Source organism: [Clostridium] scindens ATCC 35704, from assembly GCF_004295125.1.
Taxonomy (GTDB): Bacteria; Bacillota; Clostridia; order Lachnospirales; family Lachnospiraceae; genus Clostridium_AP; species Clostridium_AP scindens.
This window is the reverse complement of the sequence record NZ_CP036170.1, coordinates 713,375-727,986: the sequence shown is the minus strand read 5'-3', so window position 1 is coordinate 727,986 and position 14,612 is coordinate 713,375. Positions and strand designations below refer to the sequence as shown.

The window sequence follows — 14,612 nt, the reverse complement described above, 5'->3', positions numbered from 1 at the left end:
ATGGCGGGATTAACGATAAAACATCTTTATAAGCGTTACGATAATGACGGTAAGAAGAAAAAGGGCGCAAAACTCAATGATTACGCTGTAAATGATCTGAACCTCGAGTGCGAGCAGGGTGAGTTTATCGCGCTTCTGGGGCCTTCCGGCTGTGGCAAGACGACGACTCTGCGTATGACTGCCGGCCTGGAGACAATTACAAAAGGAGAAATCTACATCGGCGACACACTGGTGAATAATCTACATCCTAAGGACAGACATATCGGCCTGGCATTTGAAGATTATGCGATGTACCCGCCTCTTACGGTGTATGACAATATTGCCTTCAACCTGAAGGCAAAAGGCGTAGACAAGGCAGAGATTGATAAGCGTGTCAGGGAGATTGCCCCGCTGATGCAGTGCGATGATCTTCTTGATAAAATGCCGGTTAAGCTTTCAGGAGGGCAGAAGCAGCGTGTTAATATCGCACGTGCCATTATCCGCCGCCCCGAACTTCTCCTGATGGATGAGCCTTTGTCTCACCTTGACGGAAAAGCCCGGCAGGCAATGCGTACAGAGATTAAGCGTCTAATTAATGAAATTAAATGTACCACAATCTATGTAACTCATGACCAGTTAGAGGCTATGTCGCTGGCAGATAAGATTGCGATTATCAACTTCGGAGTGCTTCAGCAGTTCGGGACGCCGGCGGAGGTATATGACGATCCGGTAAATGAGTTCGTTGCTTCCTTTATCGGCGAGCCGCCAATGAACATTCTGGAGACGACAATTGTAGGAGAGGGAGAGAAATTCTTCTTCACATTCGAAGGCAGCGGCCTTAAGATAGCAGTTCCAAAGCGATATAATAATGTAGTGAGCAACGGATTCAAATGTAAGATGGGCGTGCGTCCTATGGATGTTTTAATTGGAGGCCCGGATTCTGCAGGTACTTCGGAAAAGGTTGCTACTTTTGAGAACCTTGGCGATGAGAGACATATTGGGATCCATGTGGGGGATACGCTTCTGATGCTTATTACAGACGATGAGACCAGATATAAAGCCGGGGACATTATTAAACTGGAAGTGCGCGGCGAGAAGACGCATTTATTTGACCTGGAGACAGGAAACCGTATTCGTGAGAAATAAAATGACATATAAAAAAATTAAAAACAGGAGGGAAAAAATATGAGAAATTTACCAGATAAAATGAAAGCGATTGTGGCATATGCGCCGGGAGATTACCGTTTTGAGATGGTAGATACTCCGAGAGCCGGAGAAGGGGAGATGATCCTGAAGGTAGAGGCTTGTGGAATCTGTGCAGGCGATACAAAAGCATTTGCAGGAGCGGCAAGTTTCTGGGGATTTGACGGACAGCCAAAATACATAAAAGAACCTATGATTCCGGGACATGAGTTTGTAGGAAAAGTTGTGGAAATCGGACCAAATGTAAAGGGCGACTGGAAAATTGGCGACCGCATCTGCCCGGAGCAGATTGTTCCGTGTGGAGAGTGTATGTTCTGTAAGACGGGACGTCACTGGATGTGCGAGAAGCATGACTTGTTCGGATTCCAGAACAATGTAAATGGCGGAATGGCAGAGTATGTAAAACTGACAAAAGAAGCATTGCCATATTTTGTTCCGGCAGATATGCCAGTTGAGCAGGCAGCCCTCATTGAGCCTTACGCATGTTCTTTCCATTGTGTAGACCGTGCGCAGGTAAAGACGACGGACGTAGTCGTACAGTCTGGAGTAGGGACGCTTGGCCTTGGAATGGTAGGCGCTCTTAAACAGGCGAATCCAAAACTGCTTATTGTATTAGATGTAAATGATGCACGTCTTAAGAAAGCAAAAGAATTTGGCGCAGATATGGTTATGAATCCAAGCAAAGAAGACGTAGTAGCCAGAATTAAAGAACTGACAGGAGGTTACGGCTGCGATATCTATATTGAAGCAAGCGGACACCCGTCCAGCGTACAGCAGGGACTGGATTGTATCCGTAAGATGGGAAGGTTCGTAGAGTTCTCTGTTTTCGGCCAGCCAGTAACAGTAGACTGGAGCATCATCTCCGACAGGAAAGAGTTAGACCTTCTGGGCGTACACTTAAGCCCATTCTGTTACGATACAGTAATTGAATGGATTGGAAACGGCAAGCTTCCGACAGAGGGTGTTGTAACTCATAAGTTCCCGCTGGAGAAATGGGAAGAAGGTTTCCATATTGCCAAGACAGGTGAGAACGGAGCATTGAAAGTTATTCTCGTGCCAGACATGGAGGATTAATAGAAGCGTTATAGAATAACCGTGTAAAAGAAGGAAGGAGAAATTATATGCAACGTATAATGAACAACCCGGACAATATTGTAGATGAGATGCTTAAAGGCTTCTTAAAGGCTCATTCTGATATCGTGGAAACTACGGACAATGGAAGAGTTGTAAAGGCAAAGAACATTCCTGAAAATAAAGTAGGTGTAGTGACAGGAGGAGGCTCCGGGCATAAGCCTGCATTTATCGGATATGTAGGCGAGAATATGTGTGATGCAGCAGCAGTTGGGGAAATCTGTTCTTCTCCCACAGCGGCAGCGTTTCTTGATGCCTGTAAAGTAGCGGATCAGGGAAAAGGTGTTGCGTGCCTGTACGGGAATTATTCCGGTGATAACATGAATGTAAAGATGGCTGTGAAGATGGCGAAAAAGGCAGGAATCACGGTGAAAACAGTTGTGGCTAATGATGATGTTGCATCGGCTCCGAAGGATCAGAGAGAGAAGAGGCGTGGAGTTGCCGGAGAAGTGCTGATGTGGAAAGTCGGAGGCGCAAAAGCAGCAAAGGGCGGTGATTTAGATGAAGTAATCGCTGCAGCGCAGAAGGCTATTGATAATACGCGTTCTGTTGGAATAGGACTGACACCTTGTACGCTTCCCGCAGTAGGACATCCGAACTTCGAGATCAAGGACGGAACAATGGAAGTTGGAATTGGTCATCATGGCGAGCCGGGAATTGAAGTGTGCGAGTTAGAGAGCGCCGATAAGATGGCAAAACGTATGGTAGATGTTGTAGTTTCAGATTATCCGTTCGTAGAAGGCGATGAAGTGGTAGTGCTTGTTTCAGGCCTTGGGGCTACGCCAATCATGGAACTGTATGTTCTTTATGACGAGATTGACCGTCTCCTTCAGGAAAAAGGCATAAAGACGCATAAGGCTTATGTAGGAAACTATTTTACGTCTTTAGAAATGATGGGGGCAACTCTCACAATCATGAAACTTGATGATGAATTGAAGGAACTGATTGATATGCCGGCAAATTCTATGGGGCTTAAGCAAGTGTAGGAGGCAAGAGGTATGAGTACATTTAAAAATGAAGCCGGGAAGCCTGTCCTGATGCGTATGGTAAAAGGAATCCAGGAAAATAAGGCGTATCTTGGAGAAGTGGACGGACTGATTGGGGACGGCGACCACGGAATGAATATGAATAAAGGCTTTAGTGTATTTGAGGAGCGCTTTAAAGATGAAGATTTCTCTTTTGCGGAAGGCCTGGATGAACTGGGAATGATTCTGTTAAATGAAATCGGCGGCTCTATGGGCCCAATCTATGGAACGATTTTCATGGATATGGCGGAGGCCGGGGAAGATTTAGATGAAATTTCCCCGGCGGACTTTGGCGCTATGCTTGAGGCAGGTTTAAACGGTCTCTATGGAATTGTAGATGCTAAGGTGGGGGATAAAACTCTTGTAGATACGTTGGCTCCTGCGGCTGATGTGATGAAAAAGGCCGGAGAGACAGGGCAGGACTTTAAAGAGGCTCTGGAAGAGATGAAAAGGGCGGCAGCGGCAGGAAGAGATTCTACCAAAGATATGGTTGCAAAATTTGGCCGCTCCAGCAGGCTGGGCGAGCGGTCCAGAGGCGTGCTGGACGCAGGTGCAACATCATGCTGTATTATTTTAACAGCGATGGCGGACGGAATTAGCGAGCTGCTTTAAAGATGGAAAAGTCGGGGGAGGGCATGGCCTTTCCCTGACTTTTATAATATGAAGCAACTGTTCCTTTTCTATACGATTTTTGTAATCGGAGGCTCATTGGAATTTCCTGTGCGACGGAGCGATTCATGTCAGTACTTATGTAATTTGCCAATGGATAAGTGAAATGAAAGCTTTTGATGTCCGGATGGGTATTATAAATTATGGAAAGAAATGTTTGACAAACGGTAGAAAAGTGTTATACTATAAATACAAATGTAATAAAAAAATACAAATGTAATATGGAGGGTTCTATGAAAGAGGATATTTATATTAAAATTGCGTATTGGTACCACATTCTTGGAATGACGCAGGATGAAATCGCAAAGAGGCTTTCTTTTACGAGACAGAAAGTAAATCAGATTATAAATTCTCTTGCTGATTTAGGAATTGTGAATATTAGTATTCAGGGATATGAAAGGGACAATATAGAGCTGGAGTGTACATTGGAAAATAAATTTGGGCTTAGGCAGGCGATTGTCGCAAGTGATTACGGAGAACGTGACACGGTCATTTATAAAGTGGCAAATGTGGCAGCGCAGTACTTGAATGACAAAATTCAGCAGGGCGATATCATCGGGGTTTCATGGGGAAGGACTCTGGCCGAGGTCGTGAATCAGATGGTATATCACAAAAGGAATGAGTGCAGGGTTGTTCAGCTTATGGGCGCGCAGAATATCGAGCAAAAGGTAGAAAAGTCAGATGAGATTGCGAGGAATCTGGCGAACAAACTGGATTGCCCAAGTTATATGCTCTATGCTCCGGTGGTGGTAGAGCATGAAAACACAAAGCAGATGCTGATGAAGGAAAGAAGCATACAGGTATCATTTGAACTGATGACAAAATGCAACATCGCCGTGCTGGGAGTAGGAGAACTTACAGAGAAATCAACAATGTGCACAAGAGGACATATAACAAAAGAAGACATTAAAATATTGCGGAAAGAAGGATTCGTAGGCGACATAGCAATGAACCCGATACGAAAAGATGGCTCGTGGGATAACTGTCCGCTGACAGACAGGCTTCTAAACGCCAGCGTAGAGAACCTAAGAGGGATTGGCAATGTAATTCTGGTAGCATGCGGAGATGAGAAGGTGGAGGCTATACAAGCGGCGCTTCGTACTAAAAGTATTGACACTTTGATTACGGATGAGACGACAGCAAGAAATGTAATATTTGCGAGCGCATCATGATATGCTGCTCTTAAAAGGAGGTATATCGTGCATGGCGAGATTAAAAGGAGGAGACATTGATGGAGTGCATTCTGGGAATTGATGTAGGAACATCCAATGTAAAAGCGGTTCTATTTGATGGAAATGGAACAGAAGTGCAAGTGGCAAGCCGGGAAAGTGAAACAATTAATGACGGAGGGAACTGGGAAGAACAGGATATGCTGCTTGTGTGGGATAAGGTCAAGTCCTGCATAAAGGAACTGATAGACTCCGGGGCGGTAAAGAGCGAGGAAATCAAAGGGATCGGAGTGACCGGACAAGGAGAAGGCTGTTGGCTTATTGATGAAGAAGGAAATCCTGTACAGAATGCAATCCTCTGGTGTGACGGGCGTGCAGTGGCAGAGGTAAAGAGGATTACAGAGGAGTACCCTGAAATTGGTAAACTGTATCATAAAACTACAGGAACCCCGCCGCTTTTGGGAAACCAGATGATTCTAATCAGATGGATGAAGACAAACCGGAAAGAGGTTCTTGATAAAGCAAGTCGGATTATGTTCTGTAAAGATTGGGTGCGCTATAAGATGACCGGAGTGATAGCGACAGAGATTACGGATAGTTTTACGTCTCTTCTGGACGCACAGACGGGGAATGTGGCGGATGAATTAATGAAAGCCATGGATATTTATGAATATCGGGACTATATTCCGGCATCAGTAAGTTCTGATAGTGTCGTGGGGACAATATCTGAGGAATTTGCGGCGTGGTCGGGGCTGGCTGCCGGGACGCCAGTTATTGCAGGGGCTCTTGACACATCGGCTACGGCTGTGGGGCTTGGAGCCATACATGAGAAGGATGCCTGTGTAATACTGGGGACTACATGTGCCAGTGAGATTGTAATGAAAAAGACGGACTGTAAGTTTGGCGCTGAGAACTCCCGCTATGAGAAGCACCCGATTGAGGACTTATATGTGGAACTCCAGCCGACCTTGAATGGAACGCCCAATATAGACTGGATGCTGGAAAACATGGCGCAGACAAAGGATTTCAATGAGATTGACCGGATTGTAGAGAGTGTGCCGGTGGGCTGCGGAGGAGTTGTCTACCATCCCTATATCAGCGTGGCGGGGGAGAGGGCTCCTTTCTATCACCCATATGCCAGAGCCAGTTTCTTTGGTATCAGCCAGGTTACGACAAGGAACCAGCTTATTCGGGCGGTATATGAAGGCATTAGTCTTTCTATCAGGGACTGCCTGCAGAATATAGATAAAGATGCTACCATTTATCTGGCCGGAGGCGGAGCCAAAAGCCCAGTGTGGGCGCAGATGATTGCGGACGTAATGGGCAGGAGGGTTATGATTCCCCAGGGTAAGGAACTGGGGGCAAAAGGAGTTGCCATAATTGCAGGAGTGAAGTTTGGCCTGTACGGTTCTTACGAGGAGGCGGTCAAGAAGGCCTGTACGTTCCGGCAGACATATGAGCCTAACTTACAGAGGACGAAAAAGTACGACCTGCTTTATGAACTGTTCCGACAGGTAAGGCTTCACAATCAGCAGATATGGGATTACCGCCACCAAATGAATAAAAAGATTCAGGCAATCAAGGAGGATTAGAACATGAAGATTTTTTTTACGGCAGAATATAATGAAGAGGAACTGAAGCCATTGTACGATATGGGCGAAGTAGTGCTGGATGGCTGGGCGGTAGGGCTACCTAAGATCCCGGAAGAAGAATTGGCGGAGAAAGTGAAAGATGCGGATATGATTATTACAAGTTATGATGATATCACGAGAAAGGTCATAGAGGCAGCGCCAAATCTGAAGTTGATTGCATGTACAAGAGCAACGCCCGTGAACGTAGATATGGAGGCCGCGAAAGAAAGGGGTATACCTGTGCTTTTTACTCCGGGAAGAAATTCTGATTCTACGGCGGAGATGACAATCGGGCTGATGCTATCTGTTGCCAGAAAAATCCCAATGGCTTATAAGGCGCTTAAGGAAGGGACATATACGGGCAGCCCCGACGCGCATAAGGAGACGAAAGAAGGCTTAAAGGCAGATGTAATATGGGATATGAAAATGGATGCCCCCTACATGGTATTTAAGGGGACACAGCTGAAAGGGAAGAGCCTTGGAATACTGGGATACGGAAGTATCGGGAAGAGAGTGGGAAGGATTGCCAGGGCATTTGGAATGCAGCTTTTGATTTTCGACCCATATCAGGGCGAAGTAGATGTTGAAGAGATTGGTATCCGCAAGGTGGATACGGTGGAAGAACTGATGAGGGAATCGGATTTTATCACTTGCCATATGAAGGTGACGTCAGAAACTTCCGGTATTATAAGCAAAGAGAGAATTGCTATGATGAAGCCTACCGCGTACTTTATCAATGCTTCCAGAGGAGCGATTTTAGATGAAGCGGCTCTGATTGATGCACTTAGGGAGAAACGGATTGCGGGAGCAGCATTTGACGTTTACGCCAGTGAGCCGATTGCAAGCAACCACCCGTATATTACGGAACTGGACAATGTTGTAATCACGCCGCATATTGCAGGGGCTACAGATGACGTTCTTGTAAATCACACAAAGCAGATCGTATCTGATATAAGGAGGTTCCAAAACGGAGAGCATTTATTATATCAGTACAAATATTAAAAGCATGAGTACGGCGAAGGAGGAAGAACTATGAACAGAGATAAGGTGAAGATTGCACAGATTGAGGTTTGCGAGACTGCGAAGAAGATGTATCACAGCGGCCTGGTAGCAGGCACATGGGGGAATATTTCCTCTCGTGTAGACGAAGAGTATATGGTCATTACGCCATCTGGAATGGATTATGACAGACTGTGTGCAGATGATATGGTCTTGGTAAATATGAAGACATTTGAGTATGAAGGAAGGCTGAAACCTTCTGTGGAAGTTCCGGTTCACTCCGCTGTTTACCTGAGCAGGCCTGAAGTGAACGGAATCGTACACACCCATTCTACATATGCGCTGACTATGGCTACAGCAAGAAAACCCATTCCTCCAATCTGCGATGATCAGGTTCAGATACTGGGAGGGGATGTGCGGCTTGCTGCATATACGATGCCAGGAACGAAAGAGATGGCGGATGAGGTCGTAAAGGCCTTAAAGGACAGAGGAGGAGCATTAATCGCAAACCATGGGGCAATTACGATAGGGCGTAATCTGGCAGAGGCATTTACAGGCTCGCAGGTTCTGGAAAAGACAGCATTGATTTACATTAATACCCAGAGCATTGGAGGACCGGCAGAAATATCAAGAGAGGACGTAGAATTTTTCCACGATTTCTTCATGACAAAATACGGACAGAAATGGAAGGGAGACAGAGCATGAAAACACTGATTACAGCAAGGTTTGACAAAAGTTATCTAAATGTGCTGGAGACGATAACAAAAGATTACGAGTTTGCCGGATATGGGGTGACCGGAGAGAAAATGCCGGTTCCTGAAATGAAAGAAAAGATCCGGGGCATCGAACTTCTTATTTCTGAATTTGAAGATATTAACCAGGAGGTCATTGAGGCGGCGGATAAACTTAAGATTATCGTATGCTGCAGGAATGAGGCGTTTGCAAGTATTGACATAGAGGCCGCTACAAAGAAGAATATCCCTGTGTTAAGGGCGGGAGGAAGAAATGCAATTGCCGTAGCGGAGCATACAATAGCACTTCTTATGGCTGTTTCTAAAAATATCAGCCTGACGGATCACCTTTTAAAATATACGGATCAGCTGACCAATGTACAGTATGATGATGAAGGAGGAAAGCGTGCTGAAACTATGTCGGAATGGTCTATGGATCCCACGGCTCCTTTTGCTCTGTATGGGGGAGGCCCGGAGATGTATGGAAAGACATTCGGGCAGATTGGCTTTGGAATGATTGGAAAAGAAGTTGCGAAGCGCGCACATGCTCTGGATATGAATGTGCTTGTCTATGATCCTTATGTATCTCAGGAACAGATGGACTATCTGGGCGCTAAGAAGGTGGATTTAGACACGGTTATGAAGGAGTCTGACTTTATTAGCGTTAACTGTAATGTAGTCCCTGAGACAGTTGGGCTTGTAAGCAGGGAGAAGATTGCTCTGATGAAGCCGACGGCATATTTTGTCAATACGGCCCGTGCAAAAGTGCTGGATTATGATGCTCTGTATGATGCATTGGCGGAGAAGAAAATTGCCGGTGCAGGCTTAGATGTCTACCCGGTTGAGCCAATTCCGGCAGGAAATAAATTCCTGTCTCTTAGAAATGTGGTGCTGACGCCTCATCTTGCAGGATCGGCTAGAGATATCGTAGGACATCAGACAAATATCGTGCTGGCTGACGTAAAGAGAATACTAGACGGCGGGAAGCCAAGATTTATATGTAACCCAGAAGTGCTTGCTTAAGAAGAAAGGGGAGTCAGGTATGAAATATTCCATAGGGATTGACATCGGAACTACAACTGTGAAATGCATTCTTTTCGGAGAAGGGGCAAAGGTTGTGGCAGAGGCAGGCAGGGAATATGGCACACTTCTTCCAAAGCCTTCATGGGCGCAGCAGAATCCTGAAGACTGGTGGAACTGCGCAGTGGAATCTATACAAGCCATTCTTGCAAAGAGTAGGGTAAATCCCGAAGACATCAAGGTAATCTCTGTCAGCAGCCAGGCTCCGGCAGTGATTCCTATGTCGAAAGATGGCGGCCTGCTTCATGATGCGTTAATCTGGATGGATAGAAGAAGTATAGAAGAATACGAGATGATAAAAGGCACGATAGGGGCAAAAAAAGTATTCGAGATTACAGGAAATAGGCTGGACACTTATTTCGCCCTGACTGAATTAATGTGGTTTATAAGAAATAAGCCGGAGTTAATGGAAAAGTGCTATAAACTGCTTCAGGTCAATGGTTATATTAATTATAAACTGACAGGGGAGTTTACGATTGATGATTCTCATGTTTCTCTTACCCAGCTTTACGATGTTCACAAGGAGTGCTGGAGTGAGGAACTCTTCGAGGCAATTGGCGCAGATACCGATTTGATGCCCGAGATATATGAATGTATGGAACCTATAGGATATGTAACAAAAGAGACAGGGGATGTCGGTTAATACCGATTTTTAAACTCTAAATCCTAAAATAAGAATCTCCCATAAAAATCAGTGTTTTTCATACTTGATATTCTTTGGGAGATTCTTATTGTTCTTTTTCTGTATATATTTTAGGGCGCAAAACACCCATAACTGCATTTTTGAACATGCACATTTTTTAAGCCGTCTTTTCCTCGGTTTTTCCTTCGAATTTTTTAATCTCTTCATGAAGAAAACGATGATATTTATTCATGTTCCGACCAATGGCATACAGCATGAATTCTTTATACACCTTCTCTGACGTTCGGTAGTTGAATCTTCGGAAACTATCATTTTCCTTGATATCTCCAAAATGTCCTTCTGTCTGGATGGAACGGATCTGACGATTTAGAATCCCTTTCTCACTTTGGATGTTTGCATGGGATTCCTCTTTCAATGTTTCCCATTGTTCATTGATCTTCATAACTTTGTTTTTCTCAGCATCTTTTTCTGCGTTATATTTATATAAGCATTTCGCTTTGTGTTCACAACCACTACAGTCTGCACATCCGTATACCTCAAAAGTCTGGGTATAACCCGGCTGTTTTTTGGTCTCTGTGCGGATATGATGCAATCCTCTTCCGTCATGACAAACATAATACCGTTCATCCTCAAATATCTGTGTTTTCATGTTGTAATATTTTCCAATATCTTCTCTGTAAGCGCGTGTTTTCCGTTTTTCATGATCCTGCAGCTTGATGTAACTGGATATCTTATTTTTCTTTAAATACAGAAGATTTTTCTCGCTACAATAACCGCTATCTGCGGTTACTTCTTCCAAAATCTCCCCAAATGCATTTTTATGCTTTTCTAAAACCGGAATCAGTGTGTTATAGTCTGTCCGGTCATTGCTTACATAAGCATGGACAATGAAATAATTCTCTACTGCGATCTGAACATTATATGCGGCTTTTAACTGTCCGTTCAGCATGTGATCTTCTTTCATTCTCATAAAGGTGGCTTCTAAATCTGTTTTGGAATAGCTGTTCCTGTCCTTTCCCATGATCTCAAAACATTCTTTGTATCCCATAAGGCGTTCGCCGCAGGTTTCTAATTCCTCATAAAGCTGCTGGAGCTCCGATTTCCTCTTCCCTTTTCCGTAAACAAACGCAATCTGTTCCTTCTCTGCGATCTGAGTCAGATTTTTCTGAAGTTTCAAAATCTCCAATGGGGAACAGTTGTCAATCTCGATGATCGTATTATTGGACAACTTTTTATGTTTTGTCAGTTTTCGCTTCCGGTTCTTTTCAATGACATCTCTTACCTTATCCATTCCTTCGATCACAAACATATGTGCATGGGGAATGTCATATTTTATGCCATACTCATTTTCATCTATCCATGCATTATACTTCTGATACAGTGAATCAATCATATCGAGTAAGCCTGCGAGATGATAATTGATCGTCCCTCTCCACACAAATGTATAGCGGTTTGCATTGGCCTCTATTTTTGTTCCATCAATAAAAAGGGATTTCAATGTGATCAGTCCTTCTTTTTGCAGGCGGCGGAGAAACTGGTAATTCAACTCATCCAATACATCTGCAGTCAGTCTTTTATTCTTGAACTCATAAAAAGCATCCCTTTTTGGTTTCTGACCTTTGGTAAGCCAGATAAATGCAAGGTCTCTTTCGCATAATTCCACAATACGGTCAACAGCTCTAATCCCACGCATGTTTGCGTAAGTAACTACGGCATACATCATAATTGGGTTATACCCGGTTCTTCCCTTATCTGAACAATTGGCCAACAAGCCAGAAAAATCTAATTCCTCCATCACTTTTTTCAGGGTATAGACTGGATCGTCGTCAGGTAAACACAATTCGAAGAAACTGAAGTTAATTTTCTGTTGCCCTAATTCAAAAAATTCGTTATAATACTTATTGTTTAGCATAGTTACATTATAACATGTAACGGAGAAGAGATGGTTGTCGTTAGCCATCTTTTTCTCTTTTATGGAAAAATTTCAGGGGCAGATGTGACCTGGTATGAGTCACATCTGCCCCTATTTGGAACTATCTATTTCCCGATAGCCCCTTTCTGAAAGGACAGTAGTCCTGGCCGGGACCGTGGATGCAGTGGCGGCTGCTTTGGAAATGGGGGTATATGCAGAAGGACGCGTTTCTGAGATGACAGGGACCAGTTCGGTAGTTATGTTCGGGTTTGACCGGCTTGTTACAGGAGAGAAACTTTCTTATCTGAAGGGAAGGAAGAAAGACAACACTCTTTTGTACGGTGCTATGAACACTGCCGGAGGGTCTCTAAGGTGGTTCCGGGACGCTCTTTTCGGAGGCGAGACTGCCCGACAGGACGCCTATGACCGCATCAATGAAGAGATAGAAGGATTGGCTAAGGGGCCGACCGGGCTTATTTTCCTTCCCTATATGGCAGGGGAGAGGGCGCCAATTTGGGATCCGGACGCAAGGGGAACGTTTATAGGGCTGAACCTTAATACGAACCGGGCGGAAATGATGAGAAGCATTATGGAGGGGGCCTGCTATGCGCTGCGGGATAATATGAATCAGGCGGCGGCCATGGGAATCCATGCCCAGGATATCATCTGCTGCGGAGGCTGCAGCAAAAGTGACATCTGGCTTAGCATAAAAGCTTCTGTTATTAATAAAGAAATAAAAATACCGGAAGTAAACTTAGGCGCCCCGGGAGGGCTGGCCTATATGAATGCCGCATACATGGGAGAATATAACACTCCTGAAGAAGCCGCAGATGCGATGCTGAAGATTAAGAAAAACATAGAGCCTGTTAAAGAATGGGTTCCCGTGTATGAAGAATTATATCAGGTTTACCTGGCCTCTTATCAGGCTTTGAGAGAACAGTTTAAAACTCTTGCGAGGATTCGATAATGGAAGAAAGAAAATTATTAATTTTTGACATGGACGGCGTGATTCTGGACAGTGAGCCGCTGCATGAGAATGCCCGGCAGAGAATGTTTAGGGAACTTAAGATTAATATGAGTGAGAAAATGCCGGATCCTGTCGGGAAATCGTCAAGCGGATTCTGGAGAAAAGTGCTTGAAAATTGCGCTCTGGAGGGAGCCCCGTATGAGCTGGAGGCAAGGCAGTACCAGCTTGTGGCAGAGCAGATTGAAACGAACCATGTTCAGCCGTCAGAAGGGCTTCTGGATATTATACAGGAAGCCAGGGACAAAGGAATGAAAATCGGGCTGGCATCGTCTTCTACCCGTATGCTTGTCAATGACGCGTTAAGACTTCTGAAAATAGAACATCTATTTGACTATACTGTTTCTGGTGACGAGGCAGAAAAGAAGAAGCCTGCTCCTGACATTTATCTAAAAGTTCTGGAACTGGCAGAAGTGTCTTCCGGGGAAGCCATGACAGTAGAAGATTCCCATGCCGGGGTCGAATCGGCGCATCAGGCGGGGATATTCTGCTACGGATACAGGAACCCGACATCAGGCCCTCAGGATATTTCCCAGGCCGACCGGATTATTAATCACCTCGGAGAAATAATTGTCTGATTATTTATAAAGTATGCCTTGCTATTCTGATGCAGAGAATTTATAATGAAAGCGGAGGCTTTAGCAAAGGCAGGAATATAATACGAAAATAGGGATCGGAGTCGGAATCTCCCTTGCCGCCAATAAGGTGAAGGGAGTGCGGGCAGTTGTGTGCAGCGAGCCATATTCTGCAAAGCTTTCGAGGCAACATAATAATACGAATATTCTCGCATTTGGCGCAGGAGTTATTGGAATAGAATTGGCTAAGATGATTATTGAAGAATGGCTGAATGCGGAATTTGAGGGAGGAAGGCACCAGGAGCGGGTCAATATGATTATGGATATCGAGAAAAAATAAAGTCAGATAAAAATACAAATTGAAATAAGTGAGGAGGAAAAGGTAATGAAAATTGCAATTGGGTGCGATCCAAATGCACAGGCCGCCAAAGAAGTTTTAATCAAGTATATTGAAGCGAAGGGATACGGCGAGGTGAAGGATTTCGGAAGCGAGGATCCTATTTATGGGCATACTGCTTTTGCAGTAGCGGAGGCTGTGGCAGCGAAAGAATACGACAGGGGGATTCTTCTCTGTGGGACTGGAATTGGTGTTTCTATCGCGGCAAACAAAGTCAAGGGCGCTTATGCGGCGCTGGTTTCCGACGTATACTCTGCCCAGCGCGCAAGATTGAGCAATGATGCGAATATTGCATGTATGGGCGCTTTTACGACCGGGGATAAGGTGAGGGAACTTCTGGTGGATGCGTTCCTTGGAAATGAGTTTGAGACGGGCTGTGCCTCTCAGCCAAAGGTAGATGCGTACGTGAAGTACGATCAGGAAAGATAAAAAGGGAGGTATTTC

14 protein-coding genes and 1 pseudogene are annotated in these 14,612 nt (G+C 44.8%); 14 read left to right on the top strand and 1 reads right to left on the bottom strand.

Annotated features, from left to right (window positions below; genetic code table 11):
* The 10 genes from HDCHBGLK_RS03780 (at position 1) to HDCHBGLK_RS03735 (ending at position 10,260) form a co-directional block, all read left to right on the top strand.
* Positions 1-1,125: an ABC transporter ATP-binding protein gene (locus tag HDCHBGLK_RS03780; RefSeq protein WP_004606357.1), complete on the top strand. Its 1,125-nt coding sequence runs from the start codon at positions 1-3 to the stop codon at positions 1,123-1,125.
* A gap of 39 nt (positions 1,126-1,164) precedes the next feature.
* Positions 1,165-2,256: an erythritol/L-threitol dehydrogenase gene (locus HDCHBGLK_RS03775; RefSeq protein WP_004606356.1), complete on the top strand. Its 1,092-nt coding sequence runs from the start codon at positions 1,165-1,167 to the stop codon at positions 2,254-2,256.
* A gap of 47 nt (positions 2,257-2,303) precedes the next feature.
* Positions 2,304-3,299, top strand: coding sequence for a dihydroxyacetone kinase subunit DhaK (locus HDCHBGLK_RS03770; protein ID WP_004606355.1), 996 nt, complete (start codon positions 2,304-2,306; stop codon positions 3,297-3,299).
* Positions 3,300-3,311: 12 nt separating this feature from the next.
* Positions 3,312-3,950 carry a dihydroxyacetone kinase subunit DhaL gene (dhaL, locus tag HDCHBGLK_RS03765; RefSeq protein ID WP_004606354.1) on the top strand — a complete coding sequence of 213 codons (639 nt, stop codon included), beginning with the start codon at positions 3,312-3,314 and terminating at the stop codon, positions 3,948-3,950.
* 290 nt (positions 3,951-4,240) lie between these two features.
* The gene (locus HDCHBGLK_RS03760; protein ID WP_009249588.1) at positions 4,241-5,179 is read left to right on the top strand and encodes a sugar-binding transcriptional regulator; all 939 of its coding nucleotides are present in this window, start codon (positions 4,241-4,243) and stop codon (positions 5,177-5,179) included.
* Between the two features lie 59 nt (positions 5,180-5,238).
* On the top strand, positions 5,239-6,768 hold the full coding sequence (locus tag HDCHBGLK_RS03755) for an FGGY-family carbohydrate kinase (RefSeq protein WP_004606352.1): 1,530 nt from the start codon (positions 5,239-5,241) through the stop codon (positions 6,766-6,768).
* Positions 6,769-6,771: 3 nt separating this feature from the next.
* Positions 6,772-7,809, top strand: a complete 1,038-nt coding sequence (locus HDCHBGLK_RS03750; RefSeq protein WP_004606351.1) for a 2-hydroxyacid dehydrogenase — start codon at positions 6,772-6,774, stop codon at positions 7,807-7,809.
* A 30-nt stretch (positions 7,810-7,839) separates the two neighbouring features.
* The gene (locus HDCHBGLK_RS03745) at positions 7,840-8,511 is read left to right on the top strand and encodes a class II aldolase/adducin family protein (RefSeq protein ID WP_004606350.1); all 672 of its coding nucleotides are present in this window, start codon (positions 7,840-7,842) and stop codon (positions 8,509-8,511) included.
* Complete coding sequence (locus HDCHBGLK_RS03740; protein ID WP_004606349.1) at positions 8,508-9,560, top strand: 2-hydroxyacid dehydrogenase; 1,053 nt, start codon at positions 8,508-8,510, stop codon at positions 9,558-9,560. The genes HDCHBGLK_RS03745 and HDCHBGLK_RS03740 overlap by 4 nt, the downstream gene beginning before the upstream one ends.
* A 19-nt stretch (positions 9,561-9,579) precedes the next feature.
* A complete protein-coding gene (locus HDCHBGLK_RS03735) occupies positions 9,580-10,260 on the top strand; it encodes an FGGY family carbohydrate kinase (protein WP_130574556.1) in 681 nt (226 codons plus the stop codon).
* A 157-nt stretch (positions 10,261-10,417) separates the two neighbouring features.
* Here HDCHBGLK_RS03735 and HDCHBGLK_RS03730 read toward each other — a convergent pair whose 3' ends face one another.
* Positions 10,418-12,172, bottom strand: a complete 1,755-nt coding sequence (locus HDCHBGLK_RS03730) for an IS1182 family transposase (RefSeq protein WP_330578474.1) — start codon at positions 12,170-12,172, stop codon at positions 10,418-10,420.
* Between the two features lie 202 nt (positions 12,173-12,374).
* Here HDCHBGLK_RS03730 and HDCHBGLK_RS03725 point away from each other — a divergent pair, with 202 nt between their 5' ends.
* The 4 genes and pseudogenes from HDCHBGLK_RS03725 to HDCHBGLK_RS03710 all read left to right on the top strand — a co-directional run bounded on the left by HDCHBGLK_RS03725 (position 12,375) and on the right by HDCHBGLK_RS03710 (position 14,597).
* Positions 12,375-13,139 carry a xylulokinase gene (locus HDCHBGLK_RS03725; protein WP_233440735.1) on the top strand — a complete coding sequence of 255 codons (765 nt, stop codon included), beginning with the start codon at positions 12,375-12,377 and terminating at the stop codon, positions 13,137-13,139.
* On the top strand, positions 13,139-13,774 hold the full coding sequence (locus tag HDCHBGLK_RS03720) for an HAD family hydrolase (RefSeq protein ID WP_004607427.1): 636 nt from the start codon (positions 13,139-13,141) through the stop codon (positions 13,772-13,774). Before HDCHBGLK_RS03725 ends, HDCHBGLK_RS03720 begins: the two co-directional genes overlap by 1 nt.
* A gap of 91 nt (positions 13,775-13,865) precedes the next feature.
* Positions 13,866-14,111 (top strand): annotated as a pseudogene (locus HDCHBGLK_RS03715) (RpiB/LacA/LacB family sugar-phosphate isomerase); the annotation flags it as partial.
* A 45-nt stretch (positions 14,112-14,156) separates the two neighbouring features.
* Positions 14,157-14,597 carry an RpiB/LacA/LacB family sugar-phosphate isomerase gene (locus HDCHBGLK_RS03710; RefSeq protein WP_004607429.1) on the top strand — a complete coding sequence of 147 codons (441 nt, stop codon included), beginning with the start codon at positions 14,157-14,159 and terminating at the stop codon, positions 14,595-14,597.
* The last annotated feature ends 15 nt before the right edge of the window (positions 14,598-14,612 follow it).